Annotated in this window: 18 protein-coding genes; 8 read left to right on the top strand and 10 right to left on the bottom strand. The window is 62.2% G+C overall.

Annotation, left to right across the window (positions count from 1 at the left end; all coding sequences use genetic code 11):
• Positions 1–8: 8 nt before the first annotated feature.
• From glcF to ACP16H_RS21440, 4 genes are read right to left on the bottom strand one after another with little or no spacing between them, the layout of a single operon-like run.
• Complete coding sequence (glcF, locus tag ACP16H_RS21455) at positions 9–1,316, bottom strand: glycolate oxidase subunit GlcF (RefSeq protein WP_425074277.1); 1,308 nt, start codon at positions 1,314–1,316, stop codon at positions 9–11.
• A gap of 9 nt (positions 1,317–1,325) precedes the next feature.
• Positions 1,326–1,634 (bottom strand): hypothetical protein, encoded by a 309-nt coding sequence (locus tag ACP16H_RS21450; RefSeq protein ID WP_425074276.1) that lies wholly within the window; start codon positions 1,632–1,634, stop codon positions 1,326–1,328.
• Positions 1,635–1,663: 29 nt separating this feature from the next.
• The gene (locus ACP16H_RS21445; RefSeq protein ID WP_425074302.1) at positions 1,664–2,776 is read right to left on the bottom strand and encodes an FAD-binding protein; all 1,113 of its coding nucleotides are present in this window, start codon (positions 2,774–2,776) and stop codon (positions 1,664–1,666) included.
• A 53-nt stretch (positions 2,777–2,829) separates the two neighbouring features.
• Positions 2,830–4,275: an FAD-linked oxidase C-terminal domain-containing protein gene (locus ACP16H_RS21440; protein ID WP_425074275.1), complete on the bottom strand. Its 1,446-nt coding sequence runs from the start codon at positions 4,273–4,275 to the stop codon at positions 2,830–2,832.
• Positions 4,276–4,436: 161 nt separating this feature from the next.
• Here ACP16H_RS21440 and ACP16H_RS21435 point away from each other — a divergent pair, with 161 nt between their 5' ends.
• Both ACP16H_RS21435 and ACP16H_RS21430 read left to right on the top strand, forming a co-directional pair.
• Positions 4,437–4,847, top strand: coding sequence for a CopD family protein (locus ACP16H_RS21435; RefSeq protein WP_425074274.1), 411 nt, complete (start codon positions 4,437–4,439; stop codon positions 4,845–4,847).
• The gene (locus ACP16H_RS21430; RefSeq protein ID WP_425074273.1) at positions 4,847–5,554 is read left to right on the top strand and encodes a DUF599 domain-containing protein; all 708 of its coding nucleotides are present in this window, start codon (positions 4,847–4,849) and stop codon (positions 5,552–5,554) included. The genes ACP16H_RS21435 and ACP16H_RS21430 overlap by 1 nt, the downstream gene beginning before the upstream one ends.
• On the opposite strand, the gene ACP16H_RS21425 is transcribed toward ACP16H_RS21430, so the two are convergent.
• The 4 genes from ACP16H_RS21425 to ACP16H_RS21410 are packed head-to-tail and all read right to left on the bottom strand — an operon-like array spanning position 5,551 to position 12,249.
• Positions 5,551–7,590, bottom strand: coding sequence for a glutamine amidotransferase (locus tag ACP16H_RS21425; RefSeq protein WP_425074272.1), 2,040 nt, complete (start codon positions 7,588–7,590; stop codon positions 5,551–5,553). The genes ACP16H_RS21430 and ACP16H_RS21425 overlap by 4 nt on opposite strands.
• Positions 7,587–10,364, bottom strand: coding sequence for a DUF4159 domain-containing protein (locus ACP16H_RS21420; protein WP_425074271.1), 2,778 nt, complete (start codon positions 10,362–10,364; stop codon positions 7,587–7,589). Before ACP16H_RS21420 ends, ACP16H_RS21425 begins: the two co-directional genes overlap by 4 nt.
• Complete coding sequence (locus ACP16H_RS21415) at positions 10,361–11,236, bottom strand: DUF58 domain-containing protein (RefSeq protein ID WP_425074270.1); 876 nt, start codon at positions 11,234–11,236, stop codon at positions 10,361–10,363. Before ACP16H_RS21415 ends, ACP16H_RS21420 begins: the two co-directional genes overlap by 4 nt.
• Positions 11,233–12,249 carry an AAA family ATPase gene (locus ACP16H_RS21410; RefSeq protein WP_425074269.1) on the bottom strand — a complete coding sequence of 339 codons (1,017 nt, stop codon included), beginning with the start codon at positions 12,247–12,249 and terminating at the stop codon, positions 11,233–11,235. The genes ACP16H_RS21415 and ACP16H_RS21410 overlap by 4 nt, the downstream gene beginning before the upstream one ends.
• Before the next feature lie 67 nt (positions 12,250–12,316).
• Here ACP16H_RS21410 and ACP16H_RS21405 point away from each other — a divergent pair, with 67 nt between their 5' ends.
• Positions 12,317–12,898 carry a DUF1285 domain-containing protein gene (locus tag ACP16H_RS21405; protein WP_425074268.1) on the top strand — a complete coding sequence of 194 codons (582 nt, stop codon included), beginning with the start codon at positions 12,317–12,319 and terminating at the stop codon, positions 12,896–12,898.
• An 85-nt stretch (positions 12,899–12,983) separates the two neighbouring features.
• On the opposite strand, the gene ACP16H_RS21400 is transcribed toward ACP16H_RS21405, so the two are convergent.
• Entirely contained in the window at positions 12,984–13,358 is a 375-nt protein-coding gene (locus ACP16H_RS21400; RefSeq protein WP_425074267.1) for a rhodanese-like domain-containing protein, read from the bottom strand.
• A gap of 12 nt (positions 13,359–13,370) precedes the next feature.
• The gene (locus tag ACP16H_RS21395) at positions 13,371–14,264 is read right to left on the bottom strand and encodes an MBL fold metallo-hydrolase (protein WP_425074266.1); all 894 of its coding nucleotides are present in this window, start codon (positions 14,262–14,264) and stop codon (positions 13,371–13,373) included.
• Between the two features lie 491 nt (positions 14,265–14,755).
• Here ACP16H_RS21395 and mutL point away from each other — a divergent pair, with 491 nt between their 5' ends.
• From mutL to lpdA, 5 genes are all read left to right on the top strand, one after another.
• Positions 14,756–16,627: a DNA mismatch repair endonuclease MutL gene (mutL, locus tag ACP16H_RS21390; RefSeq protein ID WP_425074265.1), complete on the top strand. Its 1,872-nt coding sequence runs from the start codon at positions 14,756–14,758 to the stop codon at positions 16,625–16,627.
• Entirely contained in the window at positions 16,624–17,790 is a 1,167-nt protein-coding gene (locus tag ACP16H_RS21385; protein WP_425074264.1) for a DNA recombination protein RmuC, read from the top strand. The genes mutL and ACP16H_RS21385 overlap by 4 nt, the downstream gene beginning before the upstream one ends.
• Before the next feature lie 242 nt (positions 17,791–18,032).
• The gene (aceE, locus tag ACP16H_RS21380) at positions 18,033–20,690 is read left to right on the top strand and encodes a pyruvate dehydrogenase (acetyl-transferring), homodimeric type (protein ID WP_425074263.1); all 2,658 of its coding nucleotides are present in this window, start codon (positions 18,033–18,035) and stop codon (positions 20,688–20,690) included.
• A 22-nt stretch (positions 20,691–20,712) separates the two neighbouring features.
• Entirely contained in the window at positions 20,713–21,960 is a 1,248-nt protein-coding gene (locus tag ACP16H_RS21375; protein WP_425074262.1) for a 2-oxo acid dehydrogenase subunit E2, read from the top strand.
• A gap of 5 nt (positions 21,961–21,965) precedes the next feature.
• Entirely contained in the window at positions 21,966–23,696 is a 1,731-nt protein-coding gene (gene lpdA, locus ACP16H_RS21370) for a dihydrolipoyl dehydrogenase (RefSeq protein WP_425074261.1), read from the top strand.
• Positions 23,697–23,753 lie beyond the last annotated feature (57 nt).

The following is a 23,753-nucleotide window of genomic DNA, read 5'->3' as shown; positions in this document are numbered from 1 at the left end:
ACCGAGGGTTAATCCGTGGTCTGATATGTCGCATCTTGCAGGGTTCGGGGCTTCGGTCCGCCAGTGGCCCAGTCCAGCAGTTCGACGGTATGTACGACCGGTACACCTGTACCGGATCCGATCTGCATCATGCAGCCGATATTGCCCGCCGCGATGATGTCGGGCTTCCTGGCTTCCAGTGTCCGAACCTTGCGGGCTTTCAGCTGGCCGGAAATCTCTGGCTGAAGGAGGTTGTACGTCCCGGCAGAGCCGCAACACAGGTGCGGGTCCGCAGGCTCGACCACATCGAATCCAGCACGCCGGAGGAGTGCCTTGGGCGCATCCTTGATCTTTTGACCATGCTGCAGGGAGCATGCGGCATGATATGCAATACGGAGGTTTTTCGGTATGCCCTCCGGGATTGTCAGCCGTTCCAGCAGCTCTGAAATGTCACAGGCCAGACCTGCCACCTCGGCGGCGTCTTCTGCCAACGGACCTGCGCGGAACATGTGTCCATAATCCTTGACGGTCGTACCGCAGCCTGACGTATTGACCACGATGGCGTCGAGGCCGGGCCCGCGTTTCTCGGACATCCAGGCTCGGATGTTGGTCGCCGCCGAGGCGTGGCTTTCGTCTGTCTTGCCCATATGATGTGTCAGGGCGCCACAGCAGCCAGCACCCTTCGCCACCACGACCTCGACTCCGAGCCGGGTCAACAGCCGGATGGTTGCGTCGTTGATATCGGTGTTCAGCGCCTTTTGTGCGCAACCTGTCATGAGAGCAACGCGCATCTTGCGCGGTCCCTTGGCCGGGAATGCCTGTGGATCGTCGTTGCGTGAGACCGGCGGGATCTCCTTGGGTGCCATTTCGAGCATGGCCCTGAGGCGGGGATCGGGCAGCAGTCCGCGGAACGGGCGCGCGATCTTTGCCCCCAGCAGAGCAACGCGGAAGCGACGGGGATAGGGAAGTATCCGTGACAACAGCCACCGCAAGGCGCGGTCGGTGAGGGGGCGGTTGTAGCGCTTTTCGATGTATTCGCGCGCGTGGTCGACAAGATGCATGTAGTGAACGCCCGAGGGGCAGGTTGTCATGCACGCGAGGCAGGACAAGCAGCGGTCGACATGTTTGACCGTCTTGGGGTCGGGGTCCCGCTCGTTTTCGAGCATGTCCTTGATCTGGTAGATACGGCCGCGCGGGCTATCCAACTCGTCCCTGAGAACCTGGTAGGTCGGACAGGTCGCAGTACAAAATCCGCAATGGACGCAGGCACGCAGGATCTGATTTGCGCGTGCGGTGCCTGCATCCTTCAATTGGGCTTCGGTAAAATTCGTCTGCATGTGTGCCTCTCAGCCGATCAGGCGGGCGGTGGCCAGCCCGAACCACGGCAGGGTGGTTGCCAGGATGGCGATGACGGTGATCCAACGCCGCGCGCGCGGGCTGGCGATGCGGCGGCGCAGGGCGTGGGCGATCATGGCGCATGCGGCGACCCATCCCAGCCAGAGCGCCACCAGCGACGGCGCGGGCGCGCGGTCGCGCAGGAACAACGCGGCACCCATCATCATGACTTCGAGGATTGCCAATGATACTAGGACACGCAGCGTCGCCGGCATCCGCAGCAGCAGTGCGCAGAGCGCCGGACCCACCACGAATGACATTACGAACGCGCTGAGCACCGGCCCCGACATCAGTGGAATGTTCCGGGATTGAAGATGCCGCGCGGGTCGAAGCGCTGTCGTATCGCACGGGACAAGGCCGCCACGGGCGCCGGCTCTGGCGGGAAGACTGGTGTCGTACCGTTGCCGCGTTCACGGGTCGCATGACCGTCAAAGTGACCAAGCTGCAAGCGCGCGTCGGTGCCTTCTGGTAGAAGCGCCCGGACAAGCCCGCCGCCCCAGTCGTAGAGATGGGCGAGCGGTTTGAGTTTCCCGACCAACGATGGTGCATCCGAAGGCTTGCAGGAGATCCGCCAGATATCGCCCGCTGTGTTCTGAAGTGGCTGTACGTCGCGGATCTGGACCCAGCGTGCCGCCACGCTGGTCGGATCGTTATCGATCCGCACGGAGCTTTCCGCGAAGAGTTCAGCAAGCTGTCTGGCGCGATAGTCCACGGACCCGGCAAAGCCCTCAATCCTGAGCAAGGTCAAAGGTGTTCCGTCAGGGCCGCTAGGCAAATGCGCGGCACCTGTGATGTCGAACGGAGAGGTCAGACCCTTCGACATCGCCCCGACCGCGGCTGAATCGTCGAGTCCTTCGATCATGACACAGGCCATGGCCTCTGGTTTTGGCAGGACCTTGAGAGACACTTCGGTCAAGACGCCCAATGCGCCGCGCGATCCGGCCATGAGTTTGACGAGGTCGTAACCGGTGACGTTCTTCATCACCCTGCCACCATTCTTCACGACATTCCCCAAGCCATCCACAAATCGGACGCCCAACAGGAAGTCGCGGCAGGCGCCGGCCTGAATACGTCGCGGACCAGAGGCGTTTGCCGCAACGACGCCGCCAATCGTGCTGTCTCCATCTGTTCCCAGAAGCCCACGGTAATCCGTCGGCTCAAACGCCAGCCGCTGACCAGAGGCGTCCAGAAGGCGTTCCACCTCTGACAGGGAGGTGCCCGCTTTGGCAACCAGCGTCAGTGCGCCCGGTTCGTACAGCGTAACCCCGGACAGGCCGCCGGTCTGCAAGACCTCGCTTGCACCGCCGCCGCCGATTGTGCGCGTGCCGCCGCCGACCACGCGCAGCGGGGCCGCTGCGTCGCGTATCATTTCGGCAAGTTCGGCCTCACTCTCAGGTCTCATGTTTCGTGTGCCTCTTTCGTGCTTCTGCCCGGTCGAACGAACGCCCGTGATACTCATTCAGCGGCTTGGACCACCGCACGGCGGGTCTCCGAGGCTTCCAGCGGAAAGACCTTCGCTGGATTCAACAACCATTTCGGGTCGAAAACGTCCTTGATCGCCATCTGCGCCTCTAGATCTGCCGGAGCATATTGGTGGCTCATCAGATCGCGTTTCTCGACACCGACGCCATGCTCACCAGTCAGGCAGCCTCCGACCTCGACGCACAGCTTGAGAACCTCTGCGCCGAACTGTTCGCACAGCTCGAGCTGGCCGGGCTGATTGGCATTGAACAGGATCAACGGATGCATGTTGCCGTCTCCGGCGTGGAAGACATTTGCCACCTCCAGGCCGAAGTCCTTCGACATTTCGCCTATGCGCTTCAGAACATATGGCAGCTCGTTCACAGGGATCGTACCATCGAGGCACATGTAGTCGTTGATATTGCCCATGGCGCCAAAAGCGGATTTGCGGCCCAACCAGATACGCGCGGCTTCGTCGGCGGACTTTGCCTCGCGCAATTCGACGGGATTATGGCGTCGAGCAATCTCGGTGATCTTGGCGAGTTGTTCGGCGATCTCGGCTTCGGAGCCTTCAACTTCGACAATCAACAAGGCCTCGCAGTCAGGATAGCCCGCCTTCGCAAAGTCCTCGGTCGCGCGGATGCAGGGGGCGTCCATGAACTCGATCGCGACGGGCAGGACACCAGCCTTGATGATGTCCGAAACACAGGCCCCTGCGACTTCGTTGCTGTCATAGCCGATCAGAACCGGGCGCGCGCCCTCAGGTTGCCGCAGTATCCGCAGTGTCGCCTCTGTCACGACGCCCAACTGGCCCTCGGAGCCGCAGACGACGCCCAGAAGATCCAGTCCGCCTGCATCCAGATGCGCGCCGCCCAGTTCGACGATCGTGCCGTCCATCAGCACCAGCGTGACGCCCATCAGGTTGTTGGTTGTTACGCCGTACTTCAGGCAGTGCGCCCCACCGGAGTTCATGGCGATGTTTCCTGCGATGGCGCAGGCCAGCTGTGACGAAGGATCGGGCGCGTAGAAAAATCCATTTTCCTGCACTGCTCCGGTTACGGACAGGTTGGTCCGCCCGGTCTGAACCCTGATAAACCGGTTGTCATAGTCAGTTTCCAGAACCGCGTTCATGCGGGAAACGCCCAGGATCACAGAGTCCGCTGTGGGTAGCGAGCCACCGGCCAGCGAAGTCCCCGCCCCGCGCGGCACGACCGGCACGCCTTCGTCATTACAGATCTTCAGAACCGCACTGACTTCCTCGGTCGAAGTGGGCAGCACGACGGCCAACGGAGGGCAGCGATAAGCGGTCAGCGCATCACATTCGTAGGCGCGGACCTCGGCTTCGTCGTGGATGACGCCGCCGGGCAAGATGGCGTTGAGTCGCTCGACGATACGCGCTTTGCCGGCAATCACGTCACGGTTCGGTACGGGCATTTGCATGGGCAGACTCCTCCCGCGCTGCGGTCATCCTCAGGTAAAACCAAAAACCGCTCAATTGGTCAACTGAAATAACCAAAACTGGCATTTGAGGTTCAGTTGCGTGGTGGACACTTGCGCCGCCCCGTCCGTAAGGGTCATCTGCCTTCAAACAAGGAGCGGGCATGGCTTGGGTCAAGATCATACACATTCTTTGCGTCATGGGGTGGATGACTTCGATTTTCGCCGTCCCGCGCGCCATCATCTATTGGAAGCGAGACTTTGCCAAAACCGGCGAAAACGGCCCTCTGGGCGATCTGACATATAGGCTGTACCGGTTTTCCTTTGGCTTGGGGATCATCGCGATCGTGACCGGGGCATGGTATGGCACATGGCTGGGATGGCCCGCATGGTTGCACCTCAAGGTCGCGCTGGTGATCCTGCTTGCGGCTCACTACCTGTACACCGGCAAGTTGGTGAAGCGGGCGCAGCGGGGCGAGTTCCGCGAATCCGACATGTTTCTGCGGATATTCAACGAAGTCAGCGTCTTTGGTGCCATCGCGATCCTTTGGGTCGTCGTGGTGAAGCCGTTCTGATGCAAACGTTGTTATCCGGATTCAGCGTTTTTGACGCACTCGCCTTGTTGCTGCTCTTGATCTGCTGGACAGGTGCGACGCGGATCATCGAACATCCTCCGGCGCGCCGTCCCTCGACTTCTGTTCTTATGGCAGACTATCGCCGGGCTTGGATGGAGCAGTTCGTCACCCGTCAGCCCAGAATCTTCGACAGCCAGATCGTTGCAAACCTGCGGCAGGGGACCGCTTTCTTTGCCTCGGCCTCGATGATTGCCATTGGTGGGGGATTTGCACTTCTTGGCAATGCGGATCAGCTGAGGGGCGTCGCCGCAGACCTGACAGAGCATACCGATCCTGTCGTGGTTTTCGAGATCAAGCTGATGGTTATGTTGTTGTTCGCTGCCAACGCCTTTCTGAAATTTGTCTGGTCTCATCGCCTGTTCGGCTACACTTCGGTTCTGATGGCGGCCGTTCCCGAAGATCCGAATGATCCTGCGACCATGCCGCGTGCCCGGAAGGCCGGGGAAATCAATATTACAGGTGCGCGCAGCTACAATCGCGGGCTGCGGTCTGTCTATTTCGGTATTGCCGCGTCGGCCTGGCTGGCGGGACCTTGGGCGCTTATGGCGGCAGTGATCGTCACCTCCGCAGTGATTTTGCGGCGCGAGTTCGCTTCGGCCAGCCGCGCCGTACTGCTTGATCCATCTGACAAGCTGGCAGGAGACTAGCTGCGGCCTTCCCTCAGCCAGGCACCCACGATCATCGTCGCCGCAAGCAGCAAAACGAGCCAAGCGGGCAAAAGCGGTGTCTGGCGGACATCCAGCGTTTCGTAGGCTTCACGCGGCGTGATGCCGATCCAGCCGCGACCGGCGGCGGGTCGGCCAGCACTAACGGTGCGGATCGATGGGACGCCCTCCTGCAATCGCAATATGCCGCCGCGCACCCCGTCGATCATCGGCTCTAGTACATCGCCGCTCGCAATGGTCTGAACGAATTCGCGTGGCGCTGCGGGCCCAAGTCCGACAACGGCGTTCAGTTCGCCCTCAGTCAGCCTGTAGAGGCCGATTTCCGGACCTTCATAGGTCGCTTCAAACCGACCAGGGGTGACTTCCTCGAGGGGTATGTCCACTTTCTGTCCGTCGGGACCGATCACCGAGACACTCCCGACATCGCCTGAAAGCGAGCGGCGAATGATGCGCATGCTCTGGCCGGTCGGTTCAGCCCAAAGCGCCTCTTCCTCGAGTTCGGGTTCCTTCATCATCCAGTGCGCGAGACGGCGAAGCAGCTCCAATTGGGGACCGCCTCCTTCGTATCCACGGTTCCAAAGCCAGGCGTGGTCGGAAGCCATCAGGGCGACACGCCCCTCCCCGACACGGTCGAGGATCAAAAGAGGCCGATCATCCACGCCGCTCATGACCATGTCACCTGACGTCGGATTGACCTCGACCTGCCGAAGCCAGCGGCCCCAGGTATCCTCGCCCAGCAAGCCGGCAGTGACCGGGTGGCGCTGGCCCAGTTCCGTCACAGAGGGCCGGTAGCCCTGCTCGATCACACGGGCCGTGGGTTCGGCAGGGAGAATTTCGGCAAGTGGCGAGCGGTAAATGGAATCCGCCGAAGCAAAATCCGGTCCCGCTGCAATCAGCACGGCGCCACCTTTCTCGACGTAGTTTCGCACGTTGTCGAGATATATGGCGGGGAGGATTCCGCGCCGCTTGTAGCGATCAAAGATGATCAGGTCGAAATCGTCGATTTTTTCGAGGAACAATTCCCGCGTCGGAAAGGCGATGAGAGACAGTTCGGAGACCGGAACACCGTCCTGCTTTTCCGGCGGCCGGAGAATGGTGAAGTGAACCAGGTCAACGCTGGAATCCGATTTCAGCAGGTTGCGCCACGTGCGCCCGCCAGCGTGCGGTTCGCCAGATACCAAAAGCACGCGCAGACGGTCGCGGACGCCGTTGATTTGCACCAACGCGCGATTGTTGCGGTCGGTCAGCTCCCCTTCAGCCTCAGGCACGACGAATTCGATCACGTTCAATCCGCCGTGCGGCAGGCTGAGCGGTAGTTTCAGGTCTTCGCCGATGGGGACACGGTAACTGAGGGGAGATTCTCCGCCGATCGAGATCTGAATGTCCGTGTGGGTTTCACCGGGCGCCGCGCCATCGTCTTCGATGCTGAGGGTCAATTCGACCTCTTCGCCGAGAATGGCGAATGCCGGGGCGTTCTTGACGATCAGGCGGCGGTCCCAGTCGGTCTCGCGGCCGGTCATCAGCAGGTGGAGGGGGGCGGGCAGGTCTGGCGCGCGCTCCAGGTCGTGCAGCCGACCGTCCGAGAGCAGGACGATCCCGGCAATACGCGCTCGCGGTTCTTCCGCCATTGCGGTCGAGAGGGCCGTCATCAGCTGCGTGCCTGCGTCGCCTTCGCCGTCGGGAACGGGAATGCGACGCACCTCGGTATTTGGGCGGGCCAGAAGTTCAGCTTCCAGTTCGTCGGCGGCTTCGGAGGTCACGCCAGCGCGTTCCGCTAATCGCTGTGATGCGGTCTGGTCCTCCATAAGCAGCACGATATCGGAAAGTGGCGCGCGATCCTCGGTTTGCCATGACGGCTGCGCCAAGGCAGCAACGAGCACCACGCCCGCCAAAAGCCGCAGCGCCCAGCCTTTCAGCCCGCGCCAAAGTGCCAGTACCACGCCTGAAAGCGCCAGCGCCGCCATCCCGTAAATGACAGGCCACGGCAGCAGCGGATCAAAAACCACTTGCCCGGTCATTGACCCAACCGATCCAGCAGCGCGGGCACGTGGACCTGGTCGCTTTTGTAGTTGCCGGTGAGTACATGCATCACGAGGTTCACTCCAAACCTGTAGGCAATCTCGCGCTGGCGTTCGCCGGTGAAGCCCCGTCCGAGCGGCACCATGGGATTGCCGTTGTCATCCATCGCCCAAGCAGCTGCCCAGTCGTTTCCACCGATCACCACGGGAGTCACATTGTCGTTCAGGTCCCGGAAGGGCATCCCTTCGATCAGCTCGGCATCGGCGGGCGCGGCTTCCACCCAGACTTCTCTTCCCTGCCAGCGGCCCGGAAAGTCATTCAGGAGGTAAAAGGTCCGAGTCAGTACATGGTCCGCAGGCACCGGCTCCAACGGGGGAATGTCCAGAGGCGCGGCCAGTTGTTGCAGCTTGCGTCCCTCGGGCGTGCCAGATCCAAACCCCGCTATGTCGGCGTCGCGAGTGTCGAAAAGGATCATGCCGCCAGATCGCAGGTAGGTGTTCAGCTTTGCATAGGCGTCGGCCGACGGCATTGGCTGCGTCTGGGTTATCGGCCAATAAAGCAGCGGATAAAACGCCAATTCATCGGTTTCGAGGTTCACGCCCATCGGCTCGGCAGGTTCAACGGAGGTCCGGAAATACAACGTGTCCGACAGGCCGCGCAGTCCTGCTTGGGCAATGCGGTCAAGCTGATCGTCGCCGGTAAGTACATGCGCAAGCACAACCTCTGAAGTGGCTGCAATCGCTCGGGCTTCACTGTCGCTGGAAAGCGGCGTGGCATCTTGTGCGCGCAAGGTTTGGGGCGTCACGGTCACCAGCATCAGGGCCAAACCAGCAGCGACGGCTCCGCGCAAGCGGCCAGACAATGCAAGCGACGCTATGACATCGGCCAACAACATGGTGATGGCCGCGGCCAGCAACCAACCCGCCAGAGGTGTCTCCGGCAGTCGGTTCAATCCTTCGATCGGCACGTTAGCAGGCCAGGTCATTGGAGCCATTGGAGTTTCGGCTGTCACCACGTTTCGAGCAAGTGAGCGTTCATCGCCCATATAAAGCCCCGGACGCAGGTCGGGTCCAAGCGGGGCAGACACCAGCACGGGCCCCGCCACGCCCGGCAATGTACCAGCATCCTGAGGGTTCCCGAAAGCATCGAGAACTCGGGCGGGTTGCCATACAGTGCCTTCCATGTCCTCGATTTCGGGCTGTGCCATGGCAGAAGACACCGCCAAACGTTCCAGCATCTGGACGAAAAGGCCGGACAGCGGAAGGGTGGACCATTCTGCGTTTGCGGTGACGTGGAACAGGACGACCTGCCCTTGGCCAATGGACTTGCGGGTGACAAGCGGAGTGCCATCAGCCAGTTGCGCAATGACGCGCTCGGCCAGTGTGGGATCGGGCTGCGCCATGACTTGACTGTTGACCGTCACGTCGTCGGGGAGGTTGAGGCCAAAGAACGGGCTGTCCTCGGTAAACGGAGCCAGCGCCTTTGGTTCGCCCCAGCTCATTGCACCGCCAACGGAGCGGCCTCCCTCGCGCAGACGTACCGGCATCAAGGGGTCCTCTTCGGTCCGGCTGACGTCCGAGGCGGCAAGTCTTGGGCCGGCAAAGCGCAGAAGAGTGCCACCCTTCGTCACCCATTCGGTGACGTCTGCAGCCTCGCTACCTGTCAGGCGGGCGATGTCAGCCAGCACGATCACGTCAGGATTCGCCGGGAGGACGCTTTCCAGATCGGTTTCGATGATATCTGCCGTTGGGATCAACGCCTTGCGGAGATAGTGAAGCGGATCCAGAAGTTGCAGGCCTTCCCGGTCGTCGCTGGCGGCAATCAACGCCACCTCGCGCCGCCTGAGCGAGTCGTCCGGCAGCGTTACGGCACCGGCGCTGTTCGCACCGCCGATCTCGTAGCGTTCTACGCGGGCCCGAAGTTCCGAAGGGAGGGACAGTTCAATTTCGGCGCTCAAAGCATCCTGCTGGAAGGTCACGGGCGTTCGCATCAGGACTGCGGGGTTCCCGGCAGGGTCCTTCCCGTGTGCTTCCAACTGCACTTCGGCTTCCGGCCCGGGACGCAGGCGGCGCAGCACGGCTTTGAGGTTGCCATCCTGAAGGATAAGCGGTTCCAGGGCCATCAGGTTGCGAGGCGCCTCGAAAACGGTGACCTGCCCCATGGCTTGCAGGACCTCAAGCAGCACATCGCGCCCTTCGCGGTCCAGACCGTCACTGAGCCAATAGGTATCGAACCTTTGGTCTGGAACGAGTTCTGCAGCGCGCGCCATGGTATCCGCAGAGGGTTCCCATGGTTCGGGCTGGACCCCGGACAGGCGTTGGCGCAAGGCATCCGCGGAAATGAATTGCGGCATTTGCGGGTCCGTCAAACGCATCAAGCCGACGGTGCGCCCATCGCGTGCGGTTTCGTTCAAGAGACTTTCCAGCGCCGCTATCTGCAAGCGCCATTCCGCAGCAGAGGCCCAGCTGGCATCCATCACCACGAGCACGGGCGAGTCGCTTTGGTTTTCCGTTTCGGCTCTCGGGTTCAGGATCGGTCCGGCAAGCCCGATGATGACCGCCGCAACCGCCAGCATGCGGAGCAGAAGCAGCCACCATGGCGTGCGGTCCGTGACCTGCTCCTCATCTTTGAGGCCCAACAGCAGCACAACGCCGGGAAACATCCTGCGGATCGGCGCAGGGGGCACGGCCCGTAGAATGACCCACAGGATCGGAAGCGCGGCGAGTGTGAGCAAAAGCCATGGCGCGGTGAAACCGATGCCGAAAAGGGTCATCCGTGGCTCCCGTCCAGCGCGCGATAAACCCAAAGCAAGGCGGATTGAGCGCTGTGATCCGTGTGATGGGTGAAGTGCTGCCAACCCGTCAGGCGGCAAATGGCGTCCAGGCGGCCTTTGCGTTCCGCCAGCCGTTCCAGATAGCTGTCGCGCAGATCGCCCGCTTTGAGAGTTTCGTAGGCCACCGTCTTGCCGACGCTTTCAAAGATCGTACGCCCTTGAAAAGGGAAGGCCTCCTCTGTCGGGTCCAGCACCTGAAGCAGTACCCCCCGGACACCGCGATCGGCGGCCTTTGTTAGCGCCGCTTCGACTGGAGCGATGTCACCAAGAAAATCCGAAACGAATAGGGCCTTTGCGTTGGGCAACATGCCGCGGGCTTCGGGCGCCGCGTAGTCGTCGGCGCCGTCCGAACTGAAATATTCCGCCAGCCGCAAGGACTGCGCGTCCCCCCGGCGTGGGGGAAGGTCCCAGCCTGTCAGGCCGACACGTTCACCGCCCCGGATCAGCAACACCGCTGTAGCCAGCGCCACAAGCCGCGCACGATCCGCCTTTGACGGGATGTCCTTGTTGCTGGAAAAGCGCATGGAGGCGCCGGGATCGACCCACATCTGAACGGATTGCGCGATCTGCCATTCGCGCTCTCGCACGAACTGTTCGTCCCCGCGACCGGAGCGCCTCCAGTCAATTTGGCGAAATGTGTCGCCGGCTCGTAACGGCCGATATTGCCAGAAATCATCGCCCAAGCCAGCGCGCCGCCGCCCGTGGTCGCCCAGCAGAACGGTCCCGGCGAGGTGTTCGGCTCGGGCAAGAAGCGCCGGGAAACGGCTCGCTTCTTCTTGGGCGCGGGTGCGTAGATGGGCGACTGTGCTCACGCGGCAGCCTTCCTTGAAAGTCCACCGGCGACTTCGTCGATCAGGCTTCCCAGATCCTCACCACGGGCGCGCGCCGAGAAGGTCAACGCCATTCGGTGGACCAAAACGGGCTTGGCCATGTCCAGAACGTCCTCGGGGGAGGGCGCGAGGCGGCCTTGCAGAAGCGCACGGGCCCGGACGGTCAGCATCAGCGCCTGCGCAGCGCGCGGGCCGGGACCCCAAGCGACGATATCCTTTACCCGCTCCGGCGCGGATGGATCGTCAGGACGGAATGCGCGGACCAAATCGAGGATCTGCTCCACCACCGCGTCACCCACTGGCATCCTTCGCAGCAATTTTTGCGCGGCGATCAGCTCCGCGCCTGTGAATACCTGGTGGGACTCCGCCTCTTCGGTGCCTGTGGTCGCCAGCAGGATGTCCCTTTCGGTCTTGCGATCCGGGTAGGCCACGTTGATCTGCACGAGGAAACGGTCCAGCTGCGCTTCGGGCAAGGGATACGTGCCCTCTTGCTCAATCGGGTTCTGAGTGGCGAGAACGTGGAATGGTGCCTCCAGTGACCGGGTCTGTCCGGCGACGGTGACTTGCTTCTCCTGCATCGCCTGCAAAAGCGCGGACTGTGTTCGCGGTGAGGCGCGGTTGATCTCGTCTGCCATCAACAGCTGACAGAAGATCGGACCCTCGATGAACTTGAACGCGCGCTGCCCGTCCAGACCTGTTTCCAGTACCTCCGAGCCGAGGATGTCTGCGGGCATCAGGTCGGGCGTGAACTGAACGCGATTGCCATTCAGGCCCATCACGGTCGACAGGGTTTCGACCAGCCTGGTCTTGCCAAGGCCCGGAAGACCGATCAGCAGCGCGTGCCCTCCGCACAGCATCGCGGACAGCGTCAGGTCGACCACCCGTTCCTGACCGATGAAGCGCGCGGTTATGGAACGCTTCGCCTCGGCCAGCTTCGCTTCCAATGCCTCGATATCGGCGACAAGGTCCTCGGCATTGGTTTCGGTAGGGGCCATGGCGTCTCTCCGTTTCCGACCTATACTATGGGTGAATGTATCCTCTGGCAGGTTAATGACAAAAGCAATGGCGGGACAAAATATCGTGACACCCTCGGCGGATGGCCTCGCGGCCTCGGCACGCGCTGCAAAAAAGGGCAAGGGGTTGCCCCCCGTGCACCTGTGGAACCCGCCATTTTGCGGCGATCTCGATATGCGTATCGCCCGGGACGGAACGTGGTTCTACCTGGGTACGCCAATCGGGCGGTTTGAGTTGGTCAAGTTGTTTTCATCCATCTTACGCAAGGATGACGACGCGTATTTCCTTGTAACGCCGGTGGAAAAAGTCGGGATTACGGTAGATGACGCGCCATTCGTGGCCGTTGACTTCGATGTCGAGGGGGAAGGCGAGGCGCAGGTCTTGACCTTTGAAACCCATGTCGGAGACCTCGCAAAGGCAGGGCCGGACAACCCGATCCGGGTCGTCCGTGATCCTGACACCGGCGAACCCTCGCCCTATGTACTGGTCCGCGCCAATCTCGAAGCGCTCATTGACCGCAAGAGTTTCTACCGACTGGTGGAGCTTGGCTGCCATCACGACGAATGGTTCGGCGTTTGGTCGGGCGGGCAGTTCTTCCCGATCATCCCATCGGCAGATCTGGCGGACTAAGCCGCTGCTCTGAATTGTCCGCTTCCAGGCGAACTCGGGAGGCCGATTTCCGGCAAAGCTGGATAAGGGCCACCCGACGCTTCGCTCACTCGACTTTTTGCGGGGCGCCCGTGCCCATATTGGTCCCGATGTAAGGCTTCTTGGCTGCCTTCCATGCGCCGAATCCGCCGTCCATATGAGCGATTTTCGTGATCCCGGCATCAATGGCTGCGCGGCTCACCTTCTCCGACCGCATGCCAGATCCGCAGTGCAGAACAATCTGCTTGTCCGATTGTCCGGGCAGGGCCTTGGCCTTGAAGAAAGCCATCGGCATCAACAATGCGCCGTCGATGTGCTCAAACATGTATTCCTGCGGAGTGCGGACGTCGATGACGACGACTTCTCCCGCCTCCATCGCAGTCTGAACCTCGTCGACGGTCCATGTTTCGAATGTTGCTTCGCCGACCTTCTCGCTTTTCATCGTCGCGTCTCCTCAGAATTTGTTCGCGGGTATCTTGAAGTAGAAGTGGCCGTCTTCCTCGACAGGCGCAAGGCGTCCGGCACGGAGGTTCACCTGCAGCGCGTGAAGCATCCGATCCGGCAGGGCAAGCGTCGCGTCCCGGTCGTCCCGAAGCTTGCGGAATTCGTCCTCGGATTTGCCCGCGATGTGTGGGTTACTGGCGCGGTGCTCCTCCACCGTCGCTTCCCAAGCCGGATCCTCGCGGTTCTTTACCGGTGGGTAATCGTGACCAACGAAGAGCCTGGTCTCGTCTGGTAAGGCGAGTATTGCCTGCAGCGAATTCCACAGGTCCTTGGATGAACCGCCCGGGAAATCAGCGCGTGAGGTGCCGACATCAACATGCATGAAGGTGTCATGAACGAAAGCGGCATCGCCCATGACATAGGTTATGGAGCCCAAGGTATGTCCGGGGGAGAGCATCACACGCACATCGACGTTGCCAAAGCGGAAGCTCTCCCCGTCGACAAACAGACGATCAAAGTCGCTTTCTACATCAAAGGCATCCGGCAAATGGTAAATGTCGCGCCACAGTTCTGCGATTTCGGCGACCTTTGCGCCAATCGCATTGGGAGCGTTGGTTTGCGCCTTGAGCCAGCTTGATGCCATCAGGTGATCGGCGTGCGGGTGCGTGTCGAGGATCCACGCCACGGTAAGCCCCTTGTCGCGCACGAAGTTCAGAACCTCTTTGGCAGAATCTGTGCGTGTGCGGGCAGCTTCGGGATCGAAATCGAGTACCACGTCGATCAGCGCTGCCTGCTTCGTCTCAGGGCAGGCCGCTACGTACATGATCGATCCGGTGGCGGATTCGTAAAACCCGGTCACCTCGGGCGAACCGGGGCCGGTCGATGGGCTTGTGCGGGTGAACATGTGCTCCTCCTGCGGATTTGTATTCCGATCAGGGAATGTAACGTGCGTTACGGAGGAGGGTTCCGGCGTGAATTCGAAAAAGCGCCATTTGTTGTCGCGAGCTTGGACCGCTTATTACAACCACGCATGCCAGCGTGTCTCGCTGGCTCAAGGGAGGAACTAATCTGGCCTCCCGATGGAGCTTCGCTGGGTCACATCCTAGAGACGTGACCTGTGCGGTGAGTACATCAGCGCTTTACGAGCGAAACCGGCTTGAACCACGCATTTGCAAAAGCTTCGCCGTAGATGGCCTGGATCGTTTCGAAGGTGATCAGGGGGACAAGCATTCGTGACTCCATATGTTCGCGTTACCACTCAAACGTTAACGCAAGATTGTTTCGCCGTACATGCGACAATGGTACATATCTTTCATTAATAACTCATACTGTGCTCCGAACGCACATGTGGACATTTGGTTTCAGAATCAAACGCGTTTTGCTAGGTCTGGTGGCATGAACACTCATGACCCCAACATGCGCCCAACGATCCGGCAACTGGACGAGGCCGCCATTAACCGTATCGCCGCGGGCGAGGTGGTGGAACGGCCTGCCTCTGCCGTAAAGGAGCTGGTTGAGAACGCCATCGACGCGGGTGCGCGCCGAGTCGGGATCGAGATTGCCGACGGGGGAAAGACCCTGATCCGGGTCACGGATGACGGTTGCGGCATGACCGCCGAAGACCTGCCGCTGGCGCTGTCGCGGCACGCCACGTCCAAGATCGACGGGTCGGACCTGCTGAACATTCACTCCTTTGGCTTCCGCGGTGAGGCGCTGCCTTCACTGGGGGCGGTCGCCCGGCTGACGCTTCAAAGCCGCGCGCGTGGCTTCGACGCGGTGGAACTGTCGGTCGAGGGCGGGCGCATGGGCGCGGCAAAGCCCTGTGCGCTGAACGGTGGAACCGTGGTCACCCTGCGCGACCTGTTCTACGCCACGCCAGCGCGGCTGAAATTCCTGCGCAGCGACCGGGCAGAGATGCAGGCGATTGCGGATACCGTGAAACGCCTCGCCATGGCCGAACCCTCGGTGGGATTCACCCTGCGCGATGTGTCGGGTGGAAATGACCGGGTCAGCTTCCGTGTCGAGCCGGAACAGGGCGATCTGTTCGATGCCCTGCGCGGACGGCTGTCCCGCGTCATGGGCGCCGAGTTCACCGAGAACGCCCTGCCCATTGACGCCGAGCGCGAAGGGGTCCGCCTGACGGGCTATGCCGCCCTGCCGACCTATTCGCGTGGCACCTCCGTGGCGCAGCACCTGTTCGTCAACGGGCGCCCCGTGCGGGACAAGACGCTGATCGGGGCGCTGCGCGGGGCCTATCAGGACTTCCTCTCGCGTGACCGCCATCCTGCCGTTGCACTGTTTGTCGATTGCGACCCGCACAAGGTGGACGTGAACGTGCACCCGGCGAAGTCCGAGGTGCGCTTTCGCGATCCCGGTCTGGTGCGCGGGCTGATCGTGACGTCGCTGAGGCATGCCTTGGCCACTGCCGGGCACCGGGCGTCTTCGACCGTGGCCGAGGCGACCTTGGGCGCGATGCGACCTGAACCTGTCGGGCCGCGCGTCTACCATATGGACCGCCCCTCGCTGGGGGCGCGGACGGCGGCCTACCGGATGCAGGCGCCTGACTACCAGCCGGTGCCGCCGTACCAGCAGGCGCCGCAGCCGACGGGGTTTGCCGATCTCGGCGGCAGCTATTCTGGCCGCGTGGTGGAACCCGTGGCCGAGGCCCCGCGCGAAGATTACGCGCAGCGGCCGCTCGGGGCGGCGCGCGGGCAGGTGCACGAGAACTACATCTTCGCCCAGACCGAGGACGGCGTGGTCATCGTCGACCAGCACGCGGCGCATGAGCGGCTCGTCTATGAAAAGCTGAAGAAGCAGATGGCCGAGAATGGCGTCGCCGCGCAGGCGCTGTTGATCCCTGACGTGGTGGACCTGTCCGTGGATGACGCGGGCCGCTTGCTGGCGGTGGCGGATGACCTGTCGCGCATGGGGCTGAGCATCGAACCCTTCGGTGCCGGGGCCATCGCGGTGCGCGAGACGCCCGCGATATTGGGCGAGGTGGACTCACAGGGGCTGATCCGGGACATCCTTGATGAACTGGACGACATGGGCGAAACCCACCTCGTGCAGGAAAAGATCGAGGCGATCCTCAGCCGCGTGGCCTGCCATGGTTCCATCCGCTCGGGCCGCGTGATGCGCGCCGAAGAGATGAACGCGCTCCTGCGAGAGATGGAGGCGACGCCGCATTCCGGCCAATGCAACCACGGGCGGCCCACCTACGTGGAGCTGAAACTGTCCGACATCGAACGGCTGTTCGGGCGCACATGACCGTGGGCGGCGTGACGCTGAACCTGAACGATCCGTTGACCCTGGCGGCGCTGGTCGGGGCCTTGGTGTTGCTGTTCCTGCTGGTTTCGGGGGTGCGCGCCTCGGGGCGTGCGGCGCGGTCGGCGGATTTGTTGGCGCAGCAGATGCGCGGCGTGGCCGGGCGGGTGCAGCAACTGTCCGATGGGCAGGAACGGCTGGCGGGCGGTTTGCACCACGTGTCCGAGATGCAGGCCAACAGCCAGTCCGCCATGTTGCAGGTAATGGAGACGCGCCTCGCCGAAGTGCAGGCGCGCATGAACGAGACCCTGCATGGCACGGCGCGGCGCACGGCGCATTCGCTTGGCGAGTTGCAGGAGCGGCTGCAAGCCATCGACAAGGCACAGTCCAATATCACCAAGCTGTCGTCCGACGTGCTGTCGTTGCAGGACATCCTGTCGAACAAGCAGACGCGCGGTGCATTTGGCGAGATCCAACTGACCGATATCGTGGGAAAGGCGCTGCCCTCGGACAGTTTTACCCTGCAGGCGACGCTGTCGAACGGGCGGCGGGCGGATTGCCTGATCCACCTGCCCAACCCGCCGGGGCCGATCGTGGTGGACGCGAAATTCCCGCTGGAGGGATACGAGGCACTGCGCCGGGCTGAGACGCAGGAACAGCTGGCCCGCGCCGCGCAGGCGTTCCGGCTGTCGGTCAGGAAGCACATCCGCGACATCTCGGACCGCTATATCATCGAGGGTGAAACAGCGGACGGCGCGCTGATGTTCCTGCCCTCCGAGGCGGTCTACGCCGAGCTGCACGCGAACTTCCCTGACGTGGTACGCGAGGGATTCGCGGCGCGGGTCTGGATCGTGTCGCCGACCACATGCATGGCGACGCTGAACACCATGCGGGCGATTCTCAAGGATGCGCGAATGCGGGCGCAAGCCGGGGCGATCCGGCGCGAGTTGCATGCTTTGTACGGCGATGTGGACCGATTGAGCGCCCGCGTTGCCAACCTGGACCGCCATTTCGGCCAAGCTGCCAAGGATATCGAAGAGATCAAGATCAGCGCCGACAAGGCCGGTAAGCGTGCGCGACGGCTGGATAATTTCGATTTTGAGGAACTGGCGGAGGATCATCGCCCCGCTGTCGCCGTGCTGCGTGCTGATCAACGCGTCGATTAGTTTACCATTGAACTAAATTGACAGGGTGCGCCTGCGGAGCTATGCGTTCAGCGCATGGAGGTTATGCGCTTACCCTTCTGCCGCCACGTCGCCCCCCCTGTTAGACCCGCCTTTAACCAAGGGAAGATCGTGCTACCATTACCGCAGCGCGGGAGGAGAGCACCGCCCTTATCGAAAATGGTTTAACGCTCAACCATTGCCGCGGTGCGGCGAAGGCGAGCCGACAGGAGGGAAGAGGACATATGAAAGACGCTCCCCAGGACATGGATCCGGTCGAGTCCCAGGAATGGCAGGAAGCCATCGAGGATGTGATCGAACGCGACGGCGCCGACCGGGCGCACTTCTTGCTGGACAAGGCCGTGCAGCGGGCGCGGGCGGCCGGGGCGAAACTGCCCTTCTCGGCGACCACGCCCTACCAGAACACTATCTCTCCCGATGACGAGGTCGAGATCCCCGGCGACCACGAGATGGAATGGCGCATCCGCACCATCAACCGCTGGAACGCCATGGCGACCGTGGTGAAGCGCAACAAGGAAAGCAGCGAATACGGCGGACATATCGCTTCTTTCGCGTCGTCGGCGGCGCTGTATGACGTCGGTCTGAACCACTTCTGGCGGTCGAAATCCGCTATCCACGGCGGCGACCTGGTGTTCTTTCAGGGCCACGTGATCCCCGGCATCTACGCGCGCTCCTTCATGGAGGGCCGCATCTCCGAGGAGCAGCTGAAGGAGTTCCGCTCCGAGGTCTCCGGCAAGGGCCTGTCGTCCTACCCGCACCCCTGGCTGATGCCGGATTACTGGCAGTTCCCGACCGTCTCCATGGGCCTCGGCCCGTTGATGGCGATCTACCAGGCGCGCTTCATGAAATACATGGAGAACCGGGGCCTGATCGAGAAGTCCGACCGCAAGGTCTGGGCCTTCCTCGGCGATGGCGAGATGGACGAACCGGAATCGCTCGGCGCGATCCACCTCGCGGCACGCGAGAAGCTGGACAACCTGATTTTCGTGGTGAACTGCAACCTGCAACGCCTCGACGGCCCGGTGCGCGGCAACTCGAAGATCGTGCAGGAACTGGAGGGCAACTTCCGTGGCTCCGGCTGGGACGTCATCAAGCTGCTCTGGGGCAAGGGCTGGGATGAACTGCTGGAGCAGGACACCTCGGGCAAGCTGCGCCAGTTGATGGACGAGACCATCGACGGCGATTACCAAACCTTCAAATCCAAGGACGGCGCCTATATCCGCAAGCATTTCTTCGGCAAGTACCCGGAGACCGCCGAGCTGGTGAAGGACTGGACCGACGACCAGATCTGGGCGCTGCGCCGTGGCGGCCATGACCCCAAGAAGGTCTACAACGCCTTCAAGCGCGCGACCGAGGCCGAGGGCCAGCCGACGCTGATCCTGGTGAAGACGGTCAAGGGCTACGGCATGGGCACCGCTGGCGAAGGCCAGAACACCACGCACCAGCAGAAGAAGATGCAGCTGGACCAGCTGAAGGCGATGCGCGACCGCTTCAAGATCCCGGTCACCGACGAGGAACTGGAAAAGGACATCCCCTTCGTCAGCCTGAACAACGCGCAAAAGGCTTACCTGGCCGAGCGGCGCAAGGAGTTGGGTGGCGCCTTCCCGAAGCGGTTCACTGACGCGCCCTCTCTGGAGGTGCCGGCGCTGGAGGCCTTCAAGAAGGAATTGCAGGACAGCGGAGATCGGGAATTCTCGACCACCATGGCTTTTGTCCGCATCCTGACCACGCTTTTGCGCGACAAGAAGGTGGGCAAGCAGGTCGTGCCGATCGTCCCCGATGAATCGCGCACCTTTGGCATGGAGGGGCTGTTCCGCTCGGTCGGCATCTACAACCCGCTGGGCCAGCAATACACGCCCGAAGACCGCGAGCAGATGTCCTACTACAAGGAATCCGCGGACGGTCAGGTGCTTCAGGAAGGCATCAACGAAGCGGGCGCCATGGCGGACTGGATCGCTGCGGCGACGTCCTACAGCACCCACGGCGTGCCGATGATCCCGTTCTACATCTACTACTCGATGTTCGGCTTCCAGCGGATCGGTGACCTTGCCTGGGCGGCGGGCGACTCGCGTGCGCGCGGCTTCATGCTTGGCGGCACGGCGGGGCGGACCACGCTGAACGGTGAGGGCTTGCAGCACGAGGACGGGCACTCCCACATCCTCGCGGGCACGATCCCGAACTGTGTCAGCTACGATCCGACGTTCTCTTACGAAGTCGCGGTGATCGTGCAGCACGGGCTTGAACGCATGTTCAAGAACCAGGAGGACGTGTTCTTCTACCTGACGCTGATGAACGAGAACTACCACCACCCGGAAATGCCGATGGGCGCCGAAGAGGGCATCATCAAGGGCCTCTACCGGATGCGCCGCGCCGAGAAACCGGCGAAAAAGCACGTCAACCTGATGGGCTCCGGCACGATCCTCGTGCAGGCGATCAAGGCGGCCGAGATGCTGGAGAAGGACTTCGGCGTCACCTCGGACATCTGGTCGGCGACCTCGTTCAACGAACTGGCCCGCGATTATCAGGACTGCGAGCGGCACAATCGCCTGAATCCCTTCGCGGAGGAGCGCGTGCCTTACGTGACGCAGACCCTCGCAAACGCACAGGGGCCGGTGATCGTCGCGACCGACTACATGAAGAACTACGCCGAGCAGGTGCGCGGCGCGGTCAAGCAGCGGTTTACCGTGCTGGGGACGGACGGCTTTGGCCGTTCCGACAGCCGGGTGAACCTGCGGCGCTTCTTCGAGGTCGATGCCAACCATATCGCGGCGGCGGCCATGGTCGACCTCTACCGCGAGGGCGTGGTGGGCGAGAAGGATCTCGAGGCGGCACTGAAGAAATACGACATCGACGGCGGCAAGCCGAACCCGCGTTTGGTTTGACGGGGACAGGAGGAAAAACATTATGACGACTGAAGTTAAGGTCCCCGATATCGGCGACTTCAAGGACGTGCCGGTTGTGACGGTGCTTGTGTCCGTGGGTGACACGATCGCCGTCGAGGACGCCATCATCGAGCTGGAATCCGACAAGGCAACCATGGAGGTTCCTTCCTCTCATGCGGGCGTCGTGAAGGAAATCAAGGTCGCCGAAGGGGACAAGGTCTCTGAAGGGTCTGTGGTTCTGGTGATCGACGCGGCGGACACGGGCGATGCGCCGAAGGAAGAGCCGAAGGCCGAAGCGCCGAAGCAGGAGGCGCCCAAGGAAGCCCCGAAGGCCGCGCCTGCGCCGGTGATGGACGCGGGCTTCTCCAAGGTCCACGCCTCGCCGTCGGTCCGCGCCTTCGCCCGCCGGGTCGAGGTCGATCTGAACACCATCAACGGGTCGGGCCGCAAGGGTCGTATCCTGCGCGAAGATGTTGAAAAGGCGCTGAAAACCGTGGCAGCCCCGGCGTCGGGTGGCACGGTTCAGGGCGGCATGGGCATCCCGCCGATCCCCGCCGTAGATTTCTCGAAATTCGGCCCAATCGAAGACGTGGAGATGCCGCGGATCAAGAAGATCTCTGGCCCGGCGCTGCATCGTTCATGGTTGAACATTCCGCATGTCACCCACAATGACGAGGCCGACATCACCGAGCTGGACCAGTACCGCAAGGAGATGGACACGCAGGCCAAGCAGGATGGTTATCGTGTGACGTTGCTGTCCTTCGTCATCAAGGCGTCGGTGTCGGCGCTGAAACAGCACTGGGAAGTCAACTCTTCGATCCATCCGGATGGCGAAAAGCTAATTCGTAAAGGTTACTACAATATTGGCTTTGCGGCCGATACGCCAAATGGCCTTGTTGTGCCGGTCATCAAGGACGCGGATCGCAAGGGTCTGGTGGAGATTTCCAAGGACCTGATGGAGCTGTCCAGCGCGGCGCGCGAGGGGTCGCTGAAATCCAAGGACATGCAGGGCGCGACGTTTACCATCTCGTCGCTGGGTGGCATCGGTGGCACGTCGTTTACCCCGATCGTGAACGCGCCGGAGGTGGCGATCCTGGGCCTGACACGGTCCAAGATGGCCCCGGTCTGGAACGGGTCGGAGTTCGAACCGCGCCTTATGCAGCCGCTGTCGCTGTCCTATGACCATCGCGCCATCGATGGGGCCTTGGCGGCACGCTTCTGCGTGACGCTGAAGACGCTCCTTGGTGACATGCGCAAGCTGATGTGGTGACCGACATGGATGTGAAAGTTCCCGATATCGGTGATTTCAAGAACGTTCCGGTGGTCACGGTGCTGGTCTCGGTCGGTGACACCGTCGCCGCCGAGGACGCGCTGATCGAGCTGGAAAGCGACAAGGCGACCATGGAAGTGCCCTCGCCCGCCGCCGGAAAGGTCAAGGAAATCAAGGTTTCCGAAGGCGACAAGGTGTCGATGGGCGACGTGATCGTCGTGCTGGAAGGGGCCGAAGCAGCGGATGCCGCTGAGGAAACTCCAAAGGACGCGCCCAAGGCCGAGGCGCCCAAGGCGATCGAGGCCAGTGGCACGGCCACGGGCAAGGGCGACGTGCACGCGGACGTGGTGGTGCTGGGCTCTGGCCCCGGCGGTTACACGGCGGCGTTCCGCGCGGCGGACCTTGGTCAGAGCGTTGTTCTGGTGGAGAAGGATTCGACCCTTGGCGGCGTGTGCCTGAACGTGGGCTGCATACCGTCCAAGGCGCTGCTGCACATGGCGAAGGTCATCACCGAGGCCGAAGAAGTCGCCCATCACGGGCTGAAATTCGGCAAGCCGGAGGTCGATCTGGATGGGCTGCGCGACTTCAAGGACAGCGTTGTCGGCAAGCTGACGGGCGGTCTGGACGGTCTGGCGAAGGCGCGAAAGGTGAAGGTTGTCAAAGGTTTCGGCAAGTTCACCGGGCCGAACATGCTGGACGTGGATGGCACGTCGGTCAGCTTTGACAAGTGCATCATCGCGGCCGGGTCCGAGCCGGTGACGCTGCCGTTCATCCCGCATGACGACCCGCGCGTGATCGATTCGACCGGCGCGCTGGAGCTGATGGACGTGCCCGAGCGCCTGCTGGTGCTGGGCGGTGGTATCATCGGGCTGGAAATGGCCTGTGTTTACGATGCCTTGGGGTCGCGGATCACGGTTGTCGAACTGATGGACCAGATCATTCCGGGTGCCGACAAGGACGTGGTCAAACCCTTGATGCAGCGCATAAAAGGTCGTTACGAGAACATCTTCCTCAAGACCAAGGTGACCGCGGTCGAGGCGCAGGAAGATGGGCTGCATGTGACCTTCGAGGACGATAAGGGCGAAAGCTTCAAGGATCGTTTCGACAAGGTACTGGTGGCCGTAGGGCGGCGTCCCAACGGCAAGAAGATCGCCGCAGAGGCTGCTGGCGTGGCCGTGGACGAGCGTGGCTTCATCGCGGTGGACAGCCAGCAACGTACTGGTGTGCAACACATTTTCGCCATCGGTGACGTGGTGGGGCAGCCCATGTTGGCGCATAAGGCGGTGCACGAAGGCAAGGTCGCGGCAGAGGTCTGCGCCGGTGAGAAGCGGCACTTCGATGCGAAGGTGATTCCCTCGGTCGCTTATACCGATCCCGAGGTCGCCTGGGTCGGCGTGACGGAGACGCAGGCCAAGGCCGAGGGCATCAAGGTCGAGAAGGGCGTGTTCCCTTGGGCCGCGTCGGGGCGGTCGCTGTCGCTGGGTCGGTCCGAGGGCATGACCAAGCTGCTGTTTGATCCGCAAGATCAACGGGTTGTGGGTGGATGCATCGTCGGTCCGAACGCCGGGGACCTGATCGCCGAGGTGGCGCTGGCCATCGAGATGGGGGCCGATGCGGTCGATCTGGGGCACACGATTCACCCGCATCCGACCCTGTCGGAGACGGTGAACTTTGCCGCCGAGATGTTCGAAGGCACAATCACCGACCTGATGCCGCCGAAGCAGAAAAAGCACTGAAACCGGGGGCGTTAACTATCGGGGCGGGGCCCCGGATTAACGCGCAGAACGGTAGAG

The sequence above is a fragment of the Sagittula sp. S175 genome (assembly GCF_049800975.1).
GTDB lineage: Bacteria > Pseudomonadota > Alphaproteobacteria > Rhodobacterales > Rhodobacteraceae > Sagittula.
Note: the sequence above shows the minus strand (reverse complement) of the source record. Positions and strands in the feature narration are given on the sequence as shown.

Bases quoted from the DNA above. Each gene is read 5' to 3' on its own strand.
- ACP16H_RS21440 (WP_425074275.1), bottom strand. From the start codon at position 4,275: ATGCAAATGCCCGTACCGAACCGTGACGTGATTGCCGGCAAAGCGCGT.
- ACP16H_RS21375 (WP_425074262.1), top strand. From the start codon at position 20,713: ATGACGACTGAAGTTAAGGTCCCCGATATCGGCGACTTCAAGGACGTG.
- ACP16H_RS21445 (WP_425074302.1), bottom strand. From the start codon at position 2,776: ATGAGACCTGAGAGTGAGGCCGAACTTGCCGAAATGATACGCGACGCA.
- aceE (WP_425074263.1), top strand. From the start codon at position 18,033: ATGAAAGACGCTCCCCAGGACATGGATCCGGTCGAGTCCCAGGAATGG.
- ACP16H_RS21405 (WP_425074268.1), top strand. From the start codon at position 12,317: ATGGCGGGACAAAATATCGTGACACCCTCGGCGGATGGCCTCGCGGCC.
- ACP16H_RS21430 (WP_425074273.1), top strand. From the start codon at position 4,847: ATGCAAACGTTGTTATCCGGATTCAGCGTTTTTGACGCACTCGCCTTG.
- ACP16H_RS21385 (WP_425074264.1), top strand. From the start codon at position 16,624: ATGACCGTGGGCGGCGTGACGCTGAACCTGAACGATCCGTTGACCCTG.
- ACP16H_RS21435 (WP_425074274.1), top strand. From the start codon at position 4,437: ATGGCTTGGGTCAAGATCATACACATTCTTTGCGTCATGGGGTGGATG.
- ACP16H_RS21450 (WP_425074276.1), bottom strand. From the start codon at position 1,634: ATGTCATTCGTGGTGGGTCCGGCGCTCTGCGCACTGCTGCTGCGGATG.
- lpdA (WP_425074261.1), top strand. From the start codon at position 21,966: ATGGATGTGAAAGTTCCCGATATCGGTGATTTCAAGAACGTTCCGGTG.
- glcF (WP_425074277.1), bottom strand. From the start codon at position 1,316: ATGCAGACGAATTTTACCGAAGCCCAATTGAAGGATGCAGGCACCGCA.
- ACP16H_RS21400 (WP_425074267.1), bottom strand. From the start codon at position 13,358: ATGAAAAGCGAGAAGGTCGGCGAAGCAACATTCGAAACATGGACCGTC.
- ACP16H_RS21410 (WP_425074269.1), bottom strand. From the start codon at position 12,249: ATGGCCCCTACCGAAACCAATGCCGAGGACCTTGTCGCCGATATCGAG.
- mutL (WP_425074265.1), top strand. From the start codon at position 14,756: ATGAACACTCATGACCCCAACATGCGCCCAACGATCCGGCAACTGGAC.
- ACP16H_RS21420 (WP_425074271.1), bottom strand. From the start codon at position 10,364: ATGACCCTTTTCGGCATCGGTTTCACCGCGCCATGGCTTTTGCTCACA.
- ACP16H_RS21425 (WP_425074272.1), bottom strand. From the start codon at position 7,590: ATGACCGGGCAAGTGGTTTTTGATCCGCTGCTGCCGTGGCCTGTCATT.
- ACP16H_RS21395 (WP_425074266.1), bottom strand. From the start codon at position 14,264: ATGTTCACCCGCACAAGCCCATCGACCGGCCCCGGTTCGCCCGAGGTG.